The sequence below is a fragment of the Variovorax endophyticus genome, from assembly GCF_025376855.1.
GTDB lineage: Bacteria > Pseudomonadota > Gammaproteobacteria > Burkholderiales > Burkholderiaceae_C > Variovorax.
This window is the reverse complement of sequence record NZ_JAHUTH010000005.1, coordinates 186,118-206,744: the sequence shown is the minus strand read 5'-3', so window position 1 is coordinate 206,744 and position 20,627 is coordinate 186,118. Positions and strand designations below refer to the sequence as shown.

Below are 20,627 nucleotides of genomic sequence, written 5' to 3'. Positions count from 1 at the left end.
CGCGCGGGGTCATCGCGCGCATCGCTCGTAGTCCGTCGCGCTGTCGGCGTCTTCCTACCGCAGCGGCGTCCGCTCTCCCACAGACGGGGGCGGGGCGCCACTACGGGTTTCGCGCGGTGCGACCCCTACGCTCGGTCTCCGCCCGTATCGAAGCCAGGCAGGGAGAGGTCGCAAGTCCTGGCCAGAGCGATCCATATCGCACGGGCGCGTTCAACCGGTCCGCTGGAGGGAATCATGGAGTTTTCGTCGCTGTTCGACTCGTTCGCCACCCATTGGGGCGACGAGATCCTGATCTGGTCCGTTGCCGCCGTCGCCGGCTGCATCTGCCTGGTCGCATTGGTGAATGTGCTGGACATGCTTCTCGACAACGGTGGCGCCGGATGAGCCTGAGCTCCTTCCAAGACACCCAGAAAGCCCCTCGATGACGCCACAGAACAAGGCCGCCGCCCGGCGCGCCAAGCCCGCCAAGACTTCCAGAGCGGGGGACGCCAGCGATGCCAAGCAGCAGCAGCTCGAGGGCTTCACGCTCGACCACGGGGCCGAGCTGACGACCAACCAGGGCCTGCGGATTCCCGACAACCACAACTCGCTGAAGGCCGGACGGCGCGGACCCACGCTGCTCGAGGACTTCATCCTGCGCGAGAAGATCACGCACTTCGACCACGAGCGCATCCCCGAGCGCGTGGTGCATGCGCGCGGCGAGGCGGCCCACGGCTACTTCCAGGTCTACAAGTCGATGTCGCAGTTCACCAGCGCCGACTTCCTGCAGGACCCCGATGCGAAGACGCCGGTGTTCGTGCGCTTCTCCACCGTGGCCGGTTCGCGCGGCTCGGCCGATACCGTGCGCGACGTACGCGGCTTCGCCGTCAAGTTCTACACCCGCGAGGGCAACTACGACCTCGTGGGCAACAACGTGCCGGTGTTCTTCATCCAGGACGCGATGAAGTTCCCCGACCTGATCCATGCCGTGAAGCCCGAGCCGCACCACGAGATGCCGCAGGCCGCGAGCGCGCACGACACCTTCTGGGACTTTGCCTCGCTGATGCCCGAGACCACCCACATGCTGATGTGGGCCATGAGCGACCGCGCGATCCCGCGCAGCCTGCGCATGATGGAAGGCTTCGGCGTCCACACCTTCCGCCTCGTCAACGCACGCGGCGAGAGCCACTTCGTGAAGTTCCACTGGAAGCCCAAGCTCGGCATCCACGGCCTGGCCTGGGACGAGGCGCAGAAGATCGCGGGCAAGGACCCCGACTTCCACCGCCGCGACCTCTGGGAGGCGATCGAGAACGGCGACTTCCCCGAATGGGAGCTCGGCGTGCAGATGATTCCCGAGGGGAAGGAGGGCACGCTGGGCTTCGACCTGCTCGACCCCACCAAGCTGATCCCCGAGGAGATGGTGCCGGTGCAGAAGATCGGCCGCATGGTGCTCAACCGCAACCCCGACAACTTCTTCGCCGAGACCGAGCAGGTGGCGTTCCACCCGGGCCACCTGGTGCCGGGCATCGACTTCACCAACGACCCGCTGCTGCAGGGGCGGCTGTTCTCGTACACCGACACGCAGATCTCGCGGCTGGGCGGCGCCAACTTCCACGAGCTGCCGATCAACAAGGGCGTGTGCCCGTTCCACAACTTCCAGCGCGACGGCATGCACCGCCAGACCATCGCGCGCGGCCAGGTCGCCTACGAGCCCAACACGCTGGGCTCGGGCGCCGAGTTCCGCGTGGACGGCGACAGCGCCGGCTTCCAGAGCTATCCCGACGCCGACTACGAGGCGCCCAAGCTGCGCCGCCGCAGCCACACCTTCGACGACCACTTCACGCAGGCGCGCCTGTTCTTCGAGAGCCAGAGCGCGCCCGAGAAGGAGCACATCGTCGCGGCCTTCCGCTTCGAGCTGTCGAAGGTGGAGGTGCCGGCGATCCGCCAGCGCATGGTCGACAACCTCGCGCACGTCGACGAGAAGCTGGCACGCCGCGTGGCCGAGCCGCTGGGCATCGGCGAGCCCGATGCGCGCGCGGCCGCCGGGCGCGCGGGCTTCCGCGAGCACCGCATCCACCTGCCGATCGAGGAATCGCCCGCGCTCAGCATGGCGGGCACCGGCGACGGCTCGATCCGCACGCGCAAGGTCGCGATCCTGGTGGCCGACGGCATCGACTCGGCCTCGCTCAAGCCGATCCGCGAGGCGCTCGAACAGGCCGGCGCCCAATGCAAGGTCGTGGGCCCGCGCCTGGGTTCGGTGGTCAGCGGCTCCAAGCGCCAGGTCGACACCGACGCCACCTTCGCCAACATGCCCTCGGTGATGTTCGACGCGGTGCTGGTGCCCGCGGGCGCCGAGGGTGCGCGCGCCCTGGCCGCCAGCGGCGACGCGGTGCACTTCGTGCTCGAGGCCTTCAAGCACTGCAAGGCCGTGTGCACGGTGGGCGAGGGCGTGCAACTGCTGTCCACCCTGGGCATCGCCGCCGACACGCCGGCCGACAGCCTGCCGCCGGGCGTGGTGGTGGCGGCCACGCCGGTCACCAACCTCGGCGACACCAGCGCCGCGCAGCAGATCGCGCAGGACTTCGTCGCCGCGATCGCGAAGCACCGGCACTGGGACCGGCCGAACATCGACGCCGTGCCGGCCTGAGCCCGCTCAGACCCGTGCCGAACGCCGCAGCTGCTTGAGCAGCAGGCCCAGGTACGGGTTCGGGTCGGCCTCGCGGTAGCCCAGGTGCAGCGCCGACACGGCGCTCTTCTCGCGCAGCCGCTGGTAGACCACGCCCTCGAGCCGGATCGACTCGGTGCCGCTGGGCACGATCGCGAGGCCCACGCCGGCCGACACCAGGCCGACGATGGTCGAGGCGTCGCGCGCCTCCTGCACCATGCGCGGGCGGAAGCCCGCCTTCGAGCACAGCTCCTGCACCTTCCAGTACAGCCCGATGCCCGAATGACGCGGGTAGAGGATCAGCGGCTCGTCGCGCAGGTCGGCGATGCGCACCGGGGCCTGGCTCAGCGGATGCGTGGCCGGCACCGCCACCATCAACGGCGCCTGGTACCAGGCCTCGATCGCGATGCCCGCGGGGATCGGCACGTTGGGATGGCGCAGGATGCCGAGGTCGAGCGCGTGGCCGTGCACCGCGTCGAGCTGGTCGAGCGAGGTCATCTCGTGCAGCGCCAGCGCGATGCGCGGATGCGCGGCCTGGAACTCGCGGATCGCGGCCGGCAGCGTGGCCGACAGCATCGACGAGGCGGTGTAGCCCAGCGCGATCTTGCCGATGCCGCCCGTCGCCGCGTCGCGCGCCTCGCCCTTGGCCGATTCCACCGAGGCGAGGATGGCCTGCGCGCGCTCGAGGAAGTGGCGCCCGGCCTGCGTGAGGTGCACGCGGCGCTTGTCGCGGTCGAGCAGGCGCACCTGCAGCTCCTCCTCGAGCAGGCGGATCTGCGTGCTCAGCGGCGGCTGCGCCATGTGCAGCCGCTGTGCCGCGCGCGTGAAGTTCAGCTCCTCCGCCACCGCCACGAAATAGCGCAGATGCCGTAGTTCCATCGATATCTCCTGCGTATGGGAATCTGTGAGCAATCAGTATTTCCAAATATAAGGCCGACTGCCTACAGTCGCCGCCATGGAGACAAGAGACACCCCTTCGCCGGCCTCCGCCGGCAGCACCAGCCCCGTGATGCAGCGGCTCGCGCGCCGCCAGTGGGTGGCCGCGCTCGGCGTGCGCCATGCGCGCGGCGCCGAGATCGCGCGGCTGGCCAAGGCCAGCGGCCACCATGCGATCTGGGTCGACCTCGAGCACAGCGCGATGCCGATCGACGCGGCCGGCGCCATCTGCGCCACCGCGCTCGACATCGGCCTGGTGCCCTTCGTGCGCGTGCCCGAACGCGAATACGGCGTGATCGGCCGGCTGCTCGACGCGGGCGCGGCCGGCATCATCGTGCCGCGCGTGGAAACGGCCGAACAGGCGGCCGACGCGGTCGCGGCCTGCCGCTTTCCGCCCGAGGGCCATCGCTCGGCCATCGCCGCGCTGCCCGCCTTCGGCTACCGCCGGCTGCCCGCCGCCGAACTGCGCGAACGCGCCAACCGCTCGACCGTGGTCAAGCTGCTGATCGAGAGCCCGCGCGGCATCGAGAACATCGAGGCCATCGCGCGCGTGCCGGGCGTGGACCTGCTGGCGATCGGCAGCAACGACCTCGGCGCCGAGATGAACCTCGCGGGCGGCCCCGCCGTGCATCCGCGGCTGCGCGAGGCGCACGACGCCGCGCTCGCGGCCTGCGCGCGCGCCGGCAAGCCGCTGGCCATCGGCGGCGTGGCCGACATTGCCTACGTGGCCGACTGCATCCGCCGCGGCGCCGCCCCCTTCCTCATGACCGGCATCGACACCGACCTGCTGCTCGCCGTGCTGCACGAGCGCGTGGCGCAGGCGCTCGATTCGGTGCGGCCGCTCGACGGCGCCGTTCTGCTCGACTGAGCTCCTTCGAATTTCCGATCCGACCTTTTCCATGACCGACCAGATCCTCGTTTCCAAGCCGATGCGCGATGCGCAGACCCTGACCCGCGCCGCCTTCGAGGTGCCCGCCGGTGCCTGCGACGCGCACGTGCACGTGTTCGGCCCCGAGGCACGCTACCCGCGCGTGCCCGCGCCGCACTACACGCTGCCCGACGGCGACCTGCCGCAGCTGCGCGCCGCGCTCGGCGTGCTCGGCCTCGAGCGCTTCGTGATCGTGCAGCCCAGCTTCTACGGCACCGACAACCGCTGCATGCTCGATGCGCTCGACCTCGCGGGCGATGCCGCGCGCGGCGTCGCGATGGTCGAGGACGGCACCTCGGCGGAGGAACTCGCCGCGATGCATGCGCGCGGCGTGCGCGCGCTGCGGCTCGACCTGTTCCTGCGCTCGGGCCTGCCGACGGCCGAGCTGCAACGCTTCATCGCGCGCAGCGTGGAGCGCACGCGCGCGCTCGGCTGGCACGTCCAGTTCTACACGCCGGGCTGGGTGGTGCGCGACCTGATCCCGTTCCTGCCCGAGATCGAGAGCGACTTCGTGATCGACCACATGGGCTACATGCTCGAGAGCGACGGCCTCACGCGCGCCGACTTCGACCGCCTGCTGCGCGCGGTGCACGATGGCCGCGGCTGGTTCAAGCTCTCGGGCCCGTACCGGCTCGCCAAGGACGGCAACTACGAGCGGCTGCGCCCGCTCGCGCAGGCCATCGTCGAGGCCGTGCCCGAGCGCGTGATCTGGGGCAGCGACTGGCCGCACATCCCCGAGGGCGGGCGCGACACCGGCGAGCTGCTGAACCTGCTGGGCGACTGGATCCCCGATGCCGCCGCGCGCCGGCGCATCCTGGCCGACAACCCGGCGCGGCTGTTCGGGTTCTGAGACCATGGATGCCTCCACGATCGAAAGCGCGGCCATGCAACTGAACTGCATCCAGGAACTCGCCACCACCGGCGCGCGCGCGGTGGCCGGCTTCGTCCACGGCGGCACGCGCTACCTCGCGGTGCCGCAGCTGGCGCGCGACGCCGAGGGCCAGCCCGCGAAGATGACGCTGGGCGACAGCGACCTCGAGATGCCCGTGTACCGATGGGAGGGCGGGCGCTTCGTGCCGCATGCCAGCCTGCCGGTGCCCGGCGGCGAGGACGCCGAGTTCTTCCGCATCGGCGAACGCGCCTTCCTCGCCACCGCGAGCCTGCGCAGCGGGCGCGATCCCTACACGCTGGCCGTGCCGTCGACGATCTTCGAGCTGGTCGACGGCCGCTTCGAGCCCTTCCAGCGCATCGACGGCTTCGCGGCCAAGCAGTGGCACCACTTCGCGATCGGCGAACGGCACTTCCTCGCGCTCGCGCAGGGCGTGACCCTGCCGGGCGAGCAGCCCGCGCGGCCGGTGTCGTCGTGCCTCCTCGAATGGGACGGCGCGCGCTTCGTGCCGTTCCAGGACGTGCCCTCGGCCTGGGGCTACAACTGGGCCTTCTTCGAGGTCGGGGGCGAGCGGTTGCTGGCCCATGCCGACCATGCCGTGCCCTCGCTGCTGCTGCGCTGGAACGGCGAGCGCTTCGAGCCGTTCCAGCAGCTCGATGGCCGCAGCGGCCGCGCCTTCTGCTTCTTCGAGACCCAGGGCCAGGCCTGGCTGGCCTTCGCCAACCTGCATGGCGACACGCTGCTCTACCGCTGGCAGGACGGCGGCTTCGCGGTCCACCAGGTGCTCGCGGGCCCGGGCGGGCGCGAGTTCGCCTGGCGCGGCGATGCGCGGGGTGGGCACCTGGTGCTCGTCAACTTCCTGCACGGCACGCGCGAGGCGCCGATCCCCGAGCTCGAGTCGATCGTGTTCCGCATGGACGACGGCCGGCTGGTCGAGGCCGCGCGCTTCGCGACCTCGGGCGGCACCGACGCCGCCTTCTTCGAGGCCGACGGCGCGCTGCATCTCGCGGTGGCCAACAGCCTGAGCGCGGCGGTGCGCTTCGCGACGCCCAGCCGCATCTACCGCGTCGACGCTTCCACCAACGGCTGACCCGTCATGGCCACCTACGCACCCCACGAAAGCCCCGAGCTGGTCCGCCTGTTCGAGACCTACACGGCCGGGCCCACGAGCATCGGCGCCACGCTGACGGCGCGCACCGCGGCCGCCAGCGCGCACGATCCGCTGATCGTCGCGACCAGCACCGACATCGTGCTGTTCCCCGGCGGCGGCCGGCCGCCCGAGATCGAGGGCTTTCGCATGTCCACGCGCGGCTTCAAGGAGCTCGCGGGCATCTCGCACCACGGGCCCGCGGTGGCCTCGCTGCTGCGGCTGCGCGAGCTCGATCCCGAGGGCGAACTCTGGCGCGCGGAGACCCGACGCCTGATCGACAGCACGCGCGCCGCGCGCGCCGCCAACTCCGAGGCGCTGTGGCGCGACACCGTCGCGGTGCCGGCCTACCGCGGCCGCGAGGCGCGCATCGCGCAACTGGTCGACTATTCGTGCGCGCTGACCGAGCGCTACCTCGAGCGCGCGCTGCGCGAGCCCGAGAGCTTCACCGCCGCCGACATGCGCGAGCACTACATCGAGGCGCGCGGCGATGCCGCGGGCGCCACGGTGCCGATGAACGCCGTGATGATCGCCACCTTCTTCCTGGTCGGCATGGACACCGGCCACCGCGTGATCGGCTGGTTCGACCGCCATGCGATCGACTGGTCGCGCGCCATGGTGCTGATCGTCGGCCGCCAGGGCCGGCCCACGGCCGGCGTGACCTGGACCACCAATTCGGTCGCCGCCATGATCCTCGCGGCTTCGGGCCAGCGGCTCGCGCTCGACCGGCTCTACATCGCGCCGCACGGCCCGAGCTTCAAGGTGGCCGAGCTGCCCGACCTCGCGGCGGTGCGCGCCTTCGAGGAGCCGCTGCGCCAGATCTGGGCCCACACGCGCACGGTGAGCGAACTCGGGCCGCTGATGTACGAGGGCTATCCGCGCTTCGAGCCCGGCGCCGCGGGGCGGCCTCGCATCGACGCGCGGACGGAGTCGGTCGGCGAGATGCCCGCGATCGCGAGTCCCGACGACTGGTTCGCGCTCAATACGCGGCTGCGCGTGGTGCTCGAGGATCCGCGGCAGCTGCTCTCGGGCTGCGTGGTCGACTACGCGGTCGACCAGCTGCGCGCCAACGGCAACGACCCCGCGCGGCTGGTGGTGCCGGGGCTGGACAACGTGAGCTATCCGCCGCTGGCACCACGCGCCGGCGGTTGAGCGGAACGCGGCGGACCGATCGGGTTCGCGGAGGCGGGACAGCAAAAGAAGAAGAGCAGGACGGCAGGCACGCCGGCGGCGACGCCGCGCGCATTCGATTCATAGAAAAGAGAAACGGAGACAAGACCATGAGAAAACTCGCAACCCTGTGGGGCGCCGCCCTCGCGCTGACGCTGGCCAGCGCCGGCGCGCAGGCGCAGTCCGGCGCCTGGCCCCAGCGCCCGATCCGGATCGTCACGCCCACGCCGGCCGGCGTGGGCTCGGACGTGTTCGCGCGCGCCTATGCCGAGCGGCTCGGCCAGATGCTCAAGACGCCGGTGGTGGTCGAGAACCGCCCCGGCGCGCTCGCGGCGATCGGCACCGACGCGGTCGCCAAGGCCGCGCCCGACGGCTACACCATCCTGTTCTCGACCAGCAACCCGTTCACCATGACGCCGTTCCTGCTGTCGAAGCTGCCCTACAACCCGCAGACCGACCTGGTGCCGGTCACGCAGGCGCTCAAGGGCGGCTCGTTCATCGTCGCCAACCCCTCGGTGCCCGCGAAGAACCTGGTGGAGCTGGTGGCGCTCGCGAAGAAGGACCCGGGCCGCGTGAGCTTCGCCTCCTACGGCTCGGGCAGCACCGCGCACCTGGGCTTCGAGCTGCTGCAGGATGCCGCGGGCATCGAGCTGCTGCACGTGCCCTACAAGCAGAGTGCCATGCCCGACGTGATCGCGGGCCAGGTGATGCTGGGCTTCGAGCCGCCGATCTCCGCGCTGCCCAACATCCGCGCGGGCCGCATCAAGCCCATCGCCTACACCGGCAGCCAGCGCAGCGCCGCGCTGCCCGACGTGCCCACGCTGGCCGAGCGCTATCCGGGCCTGGAGGTGTTCACCTGGCTGGGCTTCTGGCTGCCCGCGAAGACGCCGCCCGAGATCGTCGACCGCTTCAACCGCGAGATCCGCGCGGCCACGCAGTCGCCCGAGATGCAGCGGCTGATCGCCGAGGCCGGGCTCGAGCCGATGGGCACCACGCCCGAGGAGACGCGCGCCATCGTGCGGCGCGAGGCCGAGGCGATGGGCAAGCTCATCAAGGCCAAGAACATCCGCATCGACTGAGTGCCGGGGCCGGGCTTCGCCCCGCGCCACCTCGCAAGCCTTTTCCATTTCGACCGCGCCGCGCCGGCCCGAGGGCCGCAGCGCCGGCTTTCGCTCGCCCATTTCTCGGAGACACCCATGCGCAACATCCCCTTCGCGTTCCGCGCCGTCCTGGCCGCCGTGTTCCTTTCGTCCCTGCCGCTGCTCTCGCAGGCCCAGTCGAGCGTGCAGGTGTTCGGCACCGTCGACCTCAACTTCACCTACAGCAAGGCCGGCGGCAAGAGCGTGCGCGCCATGGACCAGGGCGGCAACATCTTCCCGAGCCGGCTGGGCTTTCGCGGCAGCGAGGACCTGGGGGGCGGGCTGGTCGCGAGCTTCTGGCTCGAGTCGGCGCTGCTGCCCGACACCGGCGAGTACCAGGGCGTCTACTGGCACCGGCGCTCCACGCTGAGCCTGTCGAGCCGGACCTGGGGCGAGCTGCGGCTGGGCCGCGACTACGTGCCCACCTTCTGGAACGTCTCGCAGTTCTCGCCCTTCGGCACGGTGGGCGTGGGCGGCTCGGCCGCGATGGTCGAGGGCTGGCCGTTCGGCCTGGGTGGCGCGCGCACGCTGGTGCGGGTCGACAACTCGGTCGGCTACTTCCTGCCGCGCGACCTCGGCGGCTTCTACGGCCAGGCGATGTACGCGATGCCCGAGGGCGCCGAGGGCATGCGCTATGCGGGCGCGCGCCTGGGCTATGCCAGCGGCCCGCTCGACATCGCGGCCGCCTATGGCCGCACGCCGGTGGCCAACGGGCAGGTCTACCGCACCGCGACCGTGGGCGGCACCTACGACTTCGGGCCGGTGAAGCTCTACGCCAACTACCACCGCCACCAGACGTACAACGACCGCCAGGTGCACCTGATGGTGGGCGCGAGCATGCCGGTGGGCCCGGGTGTCATCAAGCTGTCGGCCGCGCGTGCCAATCGCAGCGGCCCCGGCCTCGATGCCGACGACGCGACCCAGTTCGCGGTCGGCTACGTGCACTGGCTCAGCAAGCGCACCGCGGTCTACACGGCCTATTCGCGCATCCGCAACCGCGGCAACGCGGCCTACGTGGTCGCCGATTCCTCGCCGGCCGGCTCGCCCGGCATGCCCTCGAGCGGGCTGCAGTTCGGCATCTCGCACAACTTCTGAGGCCGTGGCCCTAGTCCATTTGCGCTAGACCGTATTGCGAATAGGCGGGGGTAGGGGCCGTCCCTAGACTTTCCCCACGAGGCCAGAACGGCGCGCACTTCCGCGGCGTCGATGCCCGCCAAGGCGGGCATGCCGGCCGCGCGCGGGGGTCCAATGGCGAGGTTTTCGAGAATGGGATGGGCGCTGGGATGGGCCGGCGTGGTGCTGCTGACGCAGCTGTCGCCGGCGCAGGCGCAGGAAGGCCCGAGCGCCGAGGCCGCGGCCAGCAAGATGGAGCAGGCCCGGCTCGCCGACACCGACACGCTGCTGGCGCTGACCAGCGAAGGCGCGGTGCTCTACGGCCAGGACAACGTCAAGCTCTCGGGCTACCAGTACTGCAGCCAGGCGGTGGCGCTGGCCGAGTCGGGCGAGTTCCGCCAGAGCGTGCGCGCCGCGAGCAAGGCGCTGCACCTGGCCAACACCACCAACGACCCGAACCTGCGCGCCATGGCCAACCGCGACCTGGCCATCGTCTACAGCTACTCGGGCCAGCTCGAGAAGGCCGAGCAGTTCGCCCGCGAGGCGCTCAAGAGCGAGGCGCGCGATCCCAAGCTGGTGGTGGGCCCGGTGCAGAAGGTGATCGGCGACGTGCGCACGCGCCGCGCCGACTACGAGGGCGCGATCCTCAGCTACGACGAGGCGCTCGCCAACAGCTCGCCGCGCTATGCGCCGCTGGTGCAGGCCTCGCTGGTCAATGCGCTGATCGAATCGGGCACGCCGGCCAACACGCAGCGCGCGCGCGAGCTGATCGGCACGCTGCCGCAGCCGAAGGACGCACCGCTGGCCGCGCAGCTCGACCGCACGCGCGCGCGGCTGCTGCTGGCCGAGAACAAGCCGGCCGAGGCACGCGACCTCTACCGCACGCTGGCCACGCGCCAGGTCGGCGCGGACAGCGGCTACTACCAGCTCTGGGCCTGGGACGGCGTGGCGCGCAGCGAGGTGGCGCTGGGCCAGAAGCAGGCCGCGGCCGAGGCCGTGGGCCGCGCGCTCGATGGCGTGGACAAGGTGCGCGCGAAGTTCCGCAGCGAAGAATTCAAGATGGGGCTGTTCTCCGACCTGCAGTCGGTGTTCGAGCGCGGCGTGGCGATCTACAGCGACGCGGGCGACAGCGCCCGCGCCTTCGAGGTCAGCGAGCACAGCCGCTCGCGCGCGCTGCTCGACGCGGTGCGCGGGCGCGCCAAGCTCAGCGAGCAGGCCGCGGCCACGGTGGACCTGGCGACGCTGCAGCGCACGCTGGCCGCCGACGAGCGCGTGGTGCAGTTCCATTCGCTGCCCGACCGGCTGATGGTGTGGGTGGTGAGCCCCGCGGGCATCGAGAGCAAGACGATCCCGGTCAGGCGCGAGGAACTCAACGAACTGGTCGAGACCTTCCGCAACACCATCGTGCGCGGCCGCCGCACCGCGATCACCAACGCCGACAAGCTCGGCGCCGCGCTGCTCGGCCCGCTGAACCTGCAGCCCGGCCAGCGGCTGGTGATCGTGCCCCACGGTCCGCTGCACTACCTGCCGTTCCAGGCATTGCGCCTGAACGGCCGCTACGTGATCGAGACGCACCCGGTGGCGGTGGCGCCCTCGATCAGCATCGCGGTGCAGCTCGCGCAGCGCACGCCGCGCGTGAACGCCACGCTCACGGCCTTCGGCAATCCGCGCATCGAGGACAAGTACGACCTGCCGGGCGCGGAGAGCGAGGTCAAGCAGCTCGCCCGATACTTCCCGAGCAACACCGTCTACATGGGCGCGGCCGCCACCAAGACGCAGTTCCGCGACGTGGCCGCGCGCTCGCCGCTGATGCACGTGGCGGCGCATGCGGAAGCCGACGAGGTCGATCCGCTGTACTCGCGCATCCTGCTGGCCAACGAAGGCGGCAAGCAGAACTTCCTCGAGGCGCACGAGATCCTCGAGCTGCCGATGCAGGGCACGGCGCTGGTGACGCTGTCGGCCTGCGAGTCGGGCCTGGGCCGCATCGCGCAGGGCGACGAGGTGCTGGGCTTCACGCGCTCCTTCCTCTCCGCGGGCAGCTCGAGCCTGATCGCATCGCTGTGGCCGGTGTCGGACGACGCGACGGCCGTGCTGATGAGCACGCTCTACGGCGAACTCGCCAAGGGCCGCGACCTGCAGAAGGCGATGCAGGCGGGGCAGCTCGCGGTGCTCAAGGATCCCAAGATGTCGCATCCCTTCTTCTGGGCGCCGTTCAATCTGATCGGCAACTGGCGTCTGACGGTGGGAGGCTGAAATGAAACACCAACAGCCGGACGCAGAGGACGCGAAGATTTCGCAAAGGGCGCGAAAGAGAAATTCAAAAATTTTCTTGCCTTCCTTTTGCGTCCTTCGCGAAATCTTCGCGTCCTCTGCGTCCGGAAGTCCGCTTTCGTTTTCGACCCCGTCCGTCGCTTCATGCGATGCGGGTGGCGCGCAGCGCAATGGATAACTGAGATGCGAAACGAAAACCTCTCGAAAAGCCCGCGCCCCGATGCGCGGCGGAGCATCCCCATGCGCGTCCTGCAACGCTCCACGCCGATCGCCCTCGCCGTCTCCGCCCTGTTCGGCGCCGCCTTGCTCGTGGCCGCCCAGCGTGCCCATGCCACCGAGGCCGAGAAGACCGCGCTGCTGCCCACGCAGGACCCCTGCGGCAGTTGCAACCGGCCCATCGCCCAGGCCACCGGCGGTGTCGCGCCGCAGACCCTGCCCGCGCCGTCGCGCAACGCTTCCGCCACCGGTGCCTTCAAGCTCAACGACCTGCGCCTCAATGGCGTGAAGGCGCTGAGCAACGAGGAACTGCAGTCGATCACCACGCCCTACATCGGCCGCGACGTCACGCTGGCCGACCTCGAGGAGCTCGCGAAGGCGATCACCGCGCGCTACAAGGAGCGCGGCTACTTCCTCGCGCAGGCCGTGGTGCCCGTGCAGACCGTGCGCGACGGCATCGTCGAGATCAGCGTGATCGAGGGCCGGCTGGGCCGCGTCGACGTGCTGGTGGCACCCGAGGCGCCGATCGCCGAGGCGCGCGTGCGCGGCTTCCTCGCGCCGCTGCAGCCGGGCGAGGCCGTCAACGCGCCCGCCTACGAACGCGCGATGCTGCTGCTGTCGGACCAGCCCGGCGTCAAGGTGTCGTCGGCGTTGCAGGAGGGCACGCAGCCCGGCACCACCGATCTCTCGGTCGAGGTCGCAGCCGCGCCGCGCTGGGCCTTCACCGCCGAGGGCGACAACCACGGCACCAAGGAGTCGGGCCGCTACCGGCTCGGCGGCACCGTGCGCTGGCTCAGCCCCTTCGGCATCGGCGACAACCTCGATGCGCGCGTCATGGTGTCCGACAGCAACGCGCTGCAGTACGGCCGCATCGCCTACGAGGCGCCGATCGGCACCAGCGGCCTGCGCGCCGGCATGGGCCTGGCGCGCGTGAGCTACGACCTCGGTGGCCAGTTCTCCGACCTCGACGCGCAGGGCCGCGCCGACGTGCTCGATTTTTCGCTCAACTATCCGCTGATCCGCCAACGCCAGCAGAACCTGTTCCTGCGGCTGACCGCCGACTTCAAGGACCTGCGCGACGAGATCCGCGCCGTCGACTACGACGTCAAGAAGCGCGTGCGCGGCATCGGCCTGGGCTGGACCTGGGAGCGGCGCGACGAGGTCCTCGGCGGCGGCTACTGGGCCAGCACCGGCACTCTTTACCACGGCTCGCTGTCGATCCGCGACCCGCAGACCCTCGCGGCCGACCAGGCCTTCGGCGGACGCCAGACCGAGGGCGGCTTCACCAAGATGAGCTTCCAGCTCTCGCGGCTGCAGTCGATCGTGCCGCGCCATTCGCTCTATCTCTCGATCGGCGGCCAGTGGGCCAGCAAGAACCTCGATGCTTCCGAGAAGCTCGCGCTCGGCGGCGCGCGCGCGGTGCGCGCCTACCCCTCGGGCGAACTGCTGGCCGACCAGGGCGTGATCGGCACCGTCGAATGGCGCTGGTCGGTCAACGAGGAGCTCACGCCCTTCGTGTTCTACGACGCGGCGCGCGGCAAGCTCGCGCGCCATCCCTCGCCCTTCGACGGCGAGAACTCGCGCAGCCTGCGCGGCTACGGCATCGGCCTGAGCTGGTCGCGCCCGGGCAATTTCTCGATCAACGCGACGCTGGCCTGGCGTGACGGCACACCGCGGGCACAGACCGACGGCGGCGGCCACAACCCGCGGCTGTACGTCCAGGTTCAAAAGGCGTTCTGACCATGAAGCAACGCACGTCTCCTCTTCTTCGCGCCACCGCGCGCCGCCTGCGGCTGCGGCCGGTCGCGTTCTCGCTGATCTGCGCGGGCGCCGTGCCCGCCATGGCGCAGGTGCTGCCCACGGGCTTCCTGCCCTCGGCGCTGCCGGGCAACATGGTCTCGATGACCCAGGCCGGCAACATCATGAGCATCGTGCAGGGCAGCCAGCGCGGCATCGTCAACTGGACCACGTTCTCGATCGGCGCCAAGAACATCGTCAACATCCAGCAGCCCAATGCCTCGGCGATCCTGCTCAACCGCGTCACCGGCAACGAGCTCTCGACCATCGCGGGCCAGCTCAACGCCAACGGCCGCGTGTTCCTGATCAATCCCAACGGCGTGCTGTTCGGTTCGGGTGCCAGCGTCAACGTGGGCGGGCTCGTGGCCTCGACGCTGGGCCTGACCACTAGCGACGCGAACTTCCTCGGCGGCACGACCAACTTCAGCTTCGAGCGGCTGAACGCCAACGCCAAGACGGTGGTGAACGACGGCGGCATCACGGCCACCGGCGGCCCCGTGGTGCTGATGGGCGCGGGCGTGAGCAACACCGGCACCATCACGGCCGACGGCCAGACCGTGGCGCTGGTCTCGGGTCGCAAGATCACCTTCGACCTCGCGGGCGACGGCCTCACCAACATCGCGATCGCATCCGACTCGATGGCGACCAACGCCTCGGTCGGCAACACCGGCACCGTGCAGGCCGACGGCGGCAAGGTCGTGATGGTGGGCCAGTCGACCACCCTCGGCGAACTGGTCGTGAACCAGGCCGGCGTGGTGCGCGCGCGCTCGCTCGGCACGAAGAACGGCGAGATCGTGCTCGGCGGCGGCGCCGACAACGAGGTGCATGCGGGCGGCACGCTCGATGCCACCTCCACCGGCACGGCGGTGGGTGGCCGCATCTCGGTGGCGGCGGGCAGCGTGCGCGTGATGGATGGCGCGCTGCTCGACGCGAGCGGCGACGCGGGCGGCGGCTCGGTGCAGCTCAAGGCGCTGAACGGGCTGTCGATCGCGTCGGCCCCGCCCGCCGCGCTGCTGGCGTCGGGGGCCGTGGTGCGTGCCGATGGCCGCGCCGGCAATGCCGCGGGCGGCGAGATCCGCATCGAGGAGGCGAGCTACGGCGCGCTGCCCGGCACCGGCAGCGAGGCGCCGCCGGCCACCCGGCTCGGCATGCACCTGTCGGGCACGCTGTCGGCCAAGGGCGCCGGCTCGGGCGCTGGCGGCAGCATCACCACCAGCGCCGATGCGATCCAGGTCGGCAGCGACCTCGCGCTGTCGGCCGCGGGCGGCGCGAACGGCGGCGCCAACGGCAAGTGGACGCTCAACTCGAACAAGCAGATCGTGGTCACGTCCGAGGCGCCGAACTACGACCCCGGCAGCTATCCCAGCGCCGGCGGCATGGCTTCCAGCCCGATCAGTTCGCAGGCGCTGGGCCGCGCGCTCGGCCAGGGCACCGACGTCACGCTCGCGAGCGGCGCGGCCAATGCCGAGGGCGGGCAGGAGATCTTCGGCGTGGTGTTCGACACCGCGGCCCAGGTGGTCAAGAACGAGGGCGGCAATGCCTCGCTGCGCGTGGATTCGGCCACCGGCATCGCGATGCTCGAGCGCTCGACCATCCAGTCGAAGACCGGCGCGCTCCACGTCGACTTCAACGCCGATGCCAACGGCCCCGCGCTGCCGGCCGGCGACGCGCCGATCGTCGGCGAGGGCGCGGCGCGCATCGCGCCGATCCAGATGACCGACGCCGTCATCGAGACCAATGGCGGCAACGTGCGCTTCTATGGCCAGGGCGACGCGCAGAACGGCCGCGCGCTCGGCTATGCCAACGTCAGCTTCTCCAGCCTGCCCTTCTCCAGTGCCGGCGTGCAGGTGACCGGCGGGCGCATCTCGACCTGCGCCATGGGCGCCGCGAGCTGCGCGCAGGGCGGCGAGATCAGCCTGCGCGGCGCGGGCCAGACCGTGCTCTCGAGCTCCTACCTGGTCGGCAGCACCGGCGTGCTGCTCGCGAGCACCGAGCTGATCAGCGGCAGCGGCGCCATCACCGTCGACGGGACGGGCGGGCTGGCCGCCACCGGCGTGGCGATGGGCCAGTCCTCCTCCGGCGGCACGCCGGGGCCGCGCAACCGCATCGCCTCGGCCAGCGGCGACGTGACGGTGCGCGGCAGCACGCGCGGCTGGACCGCGGGCGAGGACGTGGAGCGGTTGCAGTTCGGCGCCAGCGGCGCGGGCGTGCGCCTCGCGGGCACCGACATCGTCACCGGCGGCAATGCGCGCGTGGAAGGCAAGGGCGCCGACCTCGGCGCGCTGCTGGCCGATCCCGGCTTCGCCAAGCTCTCGGCCTCGTCCACCATCAATGCCTCGCACGGCGTGCTGATCGGCGACACCGGCATCGCGGCCGGGCAGGGCCGGCGCATCGACATCGTCGGCACCGCCGGCAGCGCGGGCCTGACCTACGACTTCAACGGCGTGCCGACGCCACCGCCGGCGGGCATCAACGAAGGCTTCACGCCCACGGCGGTGTGGATCCGCGCCAGCGGCGCCGGCCAGGGCCTGCGTGCCGAGGGCGGCCAGATCAATGTCGTCGGCGGCAATGGCGACGTGCTGCTGCAGCGCGGCGCGCAGGCCGATGCGCTGCTGAGCACCGCGAGCAACAACGTCGCCGGCGGCGCCATCGCCGTCACCGGCCGCAACATCTACGGCGGCGGCCTCGCGGGCGCCACCGGCACGCTGGCCGATGCGAGCGGCGCGGGCACGGGCGGCAGCATCCGCTTCGAATCGACGGTCAGCGACAAGACCGGCGGCATGCTCGCGCTGGCCACGGGCATGACCCTGCGTGCCGACAGCACCTCGGCCAGCGGCAACGGCGGCGACATCCGGCTGCTCGCGGGCGACAGCCTGCGCGCGCACGGCACGCTGTCGGCGCGCGGCGGCAGCACGGGTGGCAACGGCGGCTTCGTCGAGACCTCGGGCACGCAGTTCGACCTGACCGGCATCCGCGTCAACGCGGGCGCGCCGGCCGGCACCGCGGGCCAGTGGCTGATCGACCCCTATGCGGTCACCATCGTCAATGGCGCGGCGGCCGGCACGCTGCCGACCAACCCCTTCGATGCCGTCACCAACTCCACGATCCAGGACGGCGACATCAATGCCGCGCTCAACGGCGGCGCGAGCGTGAAGATCACCACCGGCACCGGCGGGCCGGGCGCGGGCAGCATCACGCTCGCGAACAACGCGCTGATCGACTACACCGCCGCCTTCGGCCCGCTGAGCTTCGAGCTGGCCTCGGGCAACAGCATCCAGGGCGGGCTGGGCACGGTGATCCGCTCGTCGGGCAAGGGCGGGCCGCTCAACGTGCTGTTCAACGCGGGCGTCAATCCCGACGGCACGCCCTCGGCCACGCCCGGCTCGATCAGCTACAACGGCACCATCGCCACGCGCGGCGGCAGCGTCACGATGAATGCGCGTGGCGATGGCGGCGCCACCAGCGGCTTCATCCAGATGAATGGCGCCTCGGTGCAGACCGATGGCGGCGCGGTCACGCTCTACAGCGGCCAGCCCGGCGCGCCCACCGGCTACGTCACGCTGGTCGACAGCCAGATCGACACCCGCGTGGGCCAGACCGATGCCGGCGCGGGCGGCGCGGTGCAGATCGCCGGCGGCAACGTGACGCTGGCGGGCGCGCAGATCGCGACGTCGACCGGCAACGTCGACATTCGCGGCAGCTCGGCCGACTGGAACAGCGGCGTGGTCATCACCGACGGCCGCACGCCCTCGACCATCTCGACCACCAGCGGCAACGTCACGGTGCAGGGCGTGGCGCGGCGCCAGGCCTCGTCGACCTTCGCGGCGGCGCACGGCGTGCTGGTCAACGGCGGCAGCAGCATCACCACCGGCAGCGGCAGCATCGCGCTGCGCGGCTACAACTTCAACAACGACACCACCGTGCCCGCGGCCGCGCCCGATTCGGGCGTGCGGCTGGAAAACGGCGCGCGCATCGTCACCACCGGCGGCGGCGACATCGAGATCACGGGCCGCTCGCAGAACGGCGGCAGCGGCGTCTCGATCGAGGCCGGCGGCTCGCCCAGCGTGCCCGGCGCGGCGCCGGTGGTGCAGAGCAGCCGCAACCTGGTGCTGCGCGCGGTCAACGACGGCAGCACCGACGCGATCGTCATCGGCACGCCGGTGAGCGCGGCCACCGCGATCAACCTGCGGCCCGGCGGCATGGACGCCAACTTCGCGGTGTCGGACAGCACCAATGCGCCGATCGTGCTGGGCGGCGCGGGCACCGGCGGCTACTCGGTCTCGAGCGCGGAGTTCGCGCGCCTCGCCGCACCCACCATCGTGGCGGGCAGCGCCACCCATGCGGCCGACATCACGGTGGCCGGCGCCATCGCCACGCCGGGCGCGCTCACCCTGCAGAACGACGCGGGCGGCAACATCGCGCTCAACGGTACGGTCGGCGCCTCGCAACTGGGCCTGCTGTCCGACGGCAACATCACGCAGTCGGCCGCGGGCGCGATCACCGCCACCGGGCTGCTCGCGCGCTCGAGCGGCGCGGGTGTCGACCTGCGGAATCCCGCGAACAACGTGGTGACCGTGAGCGGCGGTGCCGAGGGCGGCTTCGCCTACGTCGACGCGAACGCCGTGACCGTCGGCGCGCTGAGCGTCAACGGCTTCGACGCCGCGACCAACCAGCTCGCGCCGACGGCCACCACCTCGATGTCGGCCGGCACGGTGTTCGTGCGCACGCTCGCGGGCGACCTCACGCTGGGCACCAGCGTCAACGCGAGCACCAGCGCAGACCTGGTGGCGGCGGCGCGCTTCCAGAATCCGGGCAGCTTCACCATCGGCGCCGGCACCTGGCGCGTCTGGGCCGACACCTGGATCGGCGAGACGCGTGGCGGCCTCGCGGGCTCGGGCCCCTTGCCCAACCTCTACCACTGTGCCTACCTGGGCCTGTGCACGGTGACGGTGCCGGCCACCAACAACCACTTCATCTACGCGCAGCAGCCGACCGCGATCGTGACCGTGGGCAATGCCTCGCGCCAGGAAGGCGCGGCCAACCCCACCTTCACCTACAGCGTCAGCGGGCTGATCCTCGGCGACAACGCCTCGAGCTTCAGCGGCACGCCGGGCACCAGCGCGAACGCCTCGAGCCCGCCGGGCAACTATCCGATCGACGGTGCCTTCGCCTCGGCGGCCGGCTATGCGATCCAGGTGGTGCCGGGCAATCTGCGCGTCGATCCGGGGCCGCCGCCGCCGCCCGCGCCCCCACCGCCGCCGGTGGCGCCGCCGCCACCGCCCTTCGTCTTCCTCGAGCGGCCCGAGCTGCCCTCGGTGGACGTGGTGCGCGACCAGCCCTCGACCTACCTCTACGACCGCAACATCGGCCAGGCGCCGATCTGCGTGGCGACCGGGCCGCTGGATGGCGACCGCGCGGCGCAGGGCGGCGACGTGTTGGCGCGCGAATGGTCGCGCGTGCGTTCGCGGCCGAACCTGCTGAGTTGCGTCAACACCGAGCGGCGCAACGGCTGCGCCGACTTCTAGGCGTCCCGTGCCGTGATGACGAACAGCTGCGCCATCAGGTCGGCCAGCAGGCGCAGCTGCGGATCGTCGGTCAGCGCCGCGTGGCGGTAGCCGGCCACATGGGCCTCGAGCCCGTCGATGGGGCCGGCGAAGAACAGCCGCCGCAGCGCGCCGCCGAGCGCATCGTTCTCCGCCGCGCGCGGCCGGTCGTCGATGGTGCTGTGCGCATGGCTCTCGAGCCGCGGCGTGGCGAGGAAGGGGGCGAGCACCGCCGCGCGCAGGCGGCCCTCGGCCACCCAGCGGTTCAAGGCCATGTCGAAGGCCTGCGCGGGGCCCTCGGCCAGCGCCTCGCGCAGCAGCGGCGGCAGGGCGCGCAGCCCCTTCGGCGTGGCGAGGTAGGCGACCGCGCCCCAGTTATAGAGGCCGCGCGCGTCGAGCACCTCGATGCCGGCGATCGCATCGCGCGGCGCGGCCGGGTCGGCGGGCAGCTGCTTCTTCAGCGCCTGCCACAGCGCGAGCAGGCTGTGGGCCGAGGTGTAGGGCAGGCATTCCAGGAACACCAGGTCCCGGTCGGCGAGCTGCGCGAGCGCCTCGGGCCGCAGCAGCGGCGGCAGCGCGCGGCTCAGCAGCGCATCGTCCTCGAGCACCAGGAAGAAGTCATCGGGCGGCGCGCCCTCGAGCGCGCATGCGTGCGAGAGGAAGCAGGCGCGTTCGCCGGCGCTGGTGGCGGCATCGGGGCCCACCGCGGGCAGGGTGGCTGCGTCGATCGCCTCGAAGCGCGCCACGCCCTCGATGCCGAGCGCGCGCAGCTGCGCTTCCATGGCCGTGCGGCGATCGCCACTGCGTTGCAGATTGATGAAGCAACCGTTCATG

General features: G+C 71.5%; 13 protein-coding genes. 11 read left to right on the top strand and 2 right to left on the bottom strand.

Going from position 1 to position 20,627, the window contains the following annotated elements; genetic code table 11:
• Nucleotides 1-234 precede the first annotated feature (234 nt).
• Together KV106_RS08850 and katE are read left to right on the top strand one after the other, a co-directional pair.
• Nucleotides 235-384: a hypothetical protein gene (locus KV106_RS08850; protein ID WP_172705381.1), complete on the top strand. Its 150-nt coding sequence runs from the start codon at nucleotides 235-237 to the stop codon at nucleotides 382-384.
• Nucleotides 371-2,626, top strand: coding sequence for a catalase HPII (gene katE / locus KV106_RS08845; RefSeq protein WP_409976498.1), 2,256 nt, complete (start codon nucleotides 371-373; stop codon nucleotides 2,624-2,626). The genes KV106_RS08850 and katE overlap by 14 nt, the downstream gene beginning before the upstream one ends.
• A gap of 6 nt (nucleotides 2,627-2,632) precedes the next feature.
• Here the strand turns inward: katE and KV106_RS08840 are convergent, their stop codons facing one another.
• A complete protein-coding gene (locus tag KV106_RS08840; protein WP_261209099.1) occupies nucleotides 2,633-3,523 on the bottom strand; it encodes a LysR family transcriptional regulator in 891 nt (296 codons plus the stop codon).
• Between the two features lie 76 nt (nucleotides 3,524-3,599).
• On the opposite strand from KV106_RS08840, the gene KV106_RS08835 reads away from it, so the two are divergent.
• From KV106_RS08835 to KV106_RS08795, 9 genes are all read left to right on the top strand, one after another.
• Entirely contained in the window at nucleotides 3,600-4,448 is an 849-nt protein-coding gene (locus KV106_RS08835; RefSeq protein ID WP_261209098.1) for an HpcH/HpaI aldolase family protein, read from the top strand.
• A gap of 31 nt (nucleotides 4,449-4,479) precedes the next feature.
• On the top strand, nucleotides 4,480-5,358 hold the full coding sequence (locus KV106_RS08830; RefSeq protein ID WP_093350769.1) for an amidohydrolase family protein: 879 nt from the start codon (nucleotides 4,480-4,482) through the stop codon (nucleotides 5,356-5,358).
• A gap of 34 nt (nucleotides 5,359-5,392) precedes the next feature.
• On the top strand, nucleotides 5,393-6,487 hold the full coding sequence (locus tag KV106_RS08825) for a hypothetical protein (RefSeq protein WP_261209061.1): 1,095 nt from the start codon (nucleotides 5,393-5,395) through the stop codon (nucleotides 6,485-6,487).
• 6 nt (nucleotides 6,488-6,493) lie between these two features.
• A complete protein-coding gene (locus KV106_RS08820) occupies nucleotides 6,494-7,696 on the top strand; it encodes a DUF5624 domain-containing protein (protein ID WP_261209059.1) in 1,203 nt (400 codons plus the stop codon).
• Nucleotides 7,697-7,824: 128 nt separating this feature from the next.
• A complete protein-coding gene (locus KV106_RS08815; protein ID WP_261209057.1) occupies nucleotides 7,825-8,793 on the top strand; it encodes a Bug family tripartite tricarboxylate transporter substrate binding protein in 969 nt (322 codons plus the stop codon).
• A 117-nt stretch (nucleotides 8,794-8,910) separates the two neighbouring features.
• Nucleotides 8,911-9,948 carry a porin gene (locus tag KV106_RS08810; RefSeq protein WP_261209055.1) on the top strand — a complete coding sequence of 346 codons (1,038 nt, stop codon included), beginning with the start codon at nucleotides 8,911-8,913 and terminating at the stop codon, nucleotides 9,946-9,948.
• 171 nt (nucleotides 9,949-10,119) lie between these two features.
• Entirely contained in the window at nucleotides 10,120-12,219 is a 2,100-nt protein-coding gene (locus KV106_RS08805; RefSeq protein ID WP_261209052.1) for a CHAT domain-containing protein, read from the top strand.
• A gap of 258 nt (nucleotides 12,220-12,477) precedes the next feature.
• A complete protein-coding gene (locus tag KV106_RS08800) occupies nucleotides 12,478-14,193 on the top strand; it encodes a ShlB/FhaC/HecB family hemolysin secretion/activation protein (RefSeq protein ID WP_261209051.1) in 1,716 nt (571 codons plus the stop codon).
• A 2-nt stretch (nucleotides 14,194-14,195) separates the two neighbouring features.
• A complete protein-coding gene (locus KV106_RS08795; protein ID WP_261209048.1) occupies nucleotides 14,196-19,775 on the top strand; it encodes a two-partner secretion domain-containing protein in 5,580 nt (1,859 codons plus the stop codon).
• Here KV106_RS08795 and KV106_RS08790 read toward each other — a convergent pair.
• Nucleotides 19,772-20,626, bottom strand: coding sequence for a glycosyltransferase family 25 protein (locus KV106_RS08790; protein ID WP_261209037.1), 855 nt, complete (start codon nucleotides 20,624-20,626; stop codon nucleotides 19,772-19,774). The two genes, KV106_RS08795 and KV106_RS08790, sit on opposite strands and share 4 nt — an antisense overlap.
• Nucleotide 20,627 lies beyond the last annotated feature (1 nt).

Coding starts and splice junctions, on each gene's coding strand:
- KV106_RS08830 (WP_093350769.1), top strand. CDS start 4,480: ATGACCGACCAGATCCTCGTTTCCAAGCCGATGCGCGATGCGCAGACC.
- KV106_RS08810 (WP_261209055.1), top strand. CDS start 8,911: ATGCGCAACATCCCCTTCGCGTTCCGCGCCGTCCTGGCCGCCGTGTTC.
- KV106_RS08840 (WP_261209099.1), bottom strand. CDS start 3,523: ATGGAACTACGGCATCTGCGCTATTTCGTGGCGGTGGCGGAGGAGCTG.
- KV106_RS08825 (WP_261209061.1), top strand. CDS start 5,393: ATGCAACTGAACTGCATCCAGGAACTCGCCACCACCGGCGCGCGCGCG.
- KV106_RS08820 (WP_261209059.1), top strand. CDS start 6,494: ATGGCCACCTACGCACCCCACGAAAGCCCCGAGCTGGTCCGCCTGTTC.
- KV106_RS08800 (WP_261209051.1), top strand. CDS start 12,478: ATGCGCGTCCTGCAACGCTCCACGCCGATCGCCCTCGCCGTCTCCGCC.
- KV106_RS08790 (WP_261209037.1), bottom strand. CDS start 20,626: ATGAACGGTTGCTTCATCAATCTGCAACGCAGTGGCGATCGCCGCACG.
- KV106_RS08815 (WP_261209057.1), top strand. CDS start 7,825: ATGAGAAAACTCGCAACCCTGTGGGGCGCCGCCCTCGCGCTGACGCTG.
- KV106_RS08805 (WP_261209052.1), top strand. CDS start 10,120: ATGGGATGGGCGCTGGGATGGGCCGGCGTGGTGCTGCTGACGCAGCTG.
- KV106_RS08795 (WP_261209048.1), top strand. CDS start 14,196: ATGAAGCAACGCACGTCTCCTCTTCTTCGCGCCACCGCGCGCCGCCTG.
- KV106_RS08850 (WP_172705381.1), top strand. CDS start 235: ATGGAGTTTTCGTCGCTGTTCGACTCGTTCGCCACCCATTGGGGCGAC.
- KV106_RS08835 (WP_261209098.1), top strand. CDS start 3,600: ATGGAGACAAGAGACACCCCTTCGCCGGCCTCCGCCGGCAGCACCAGC.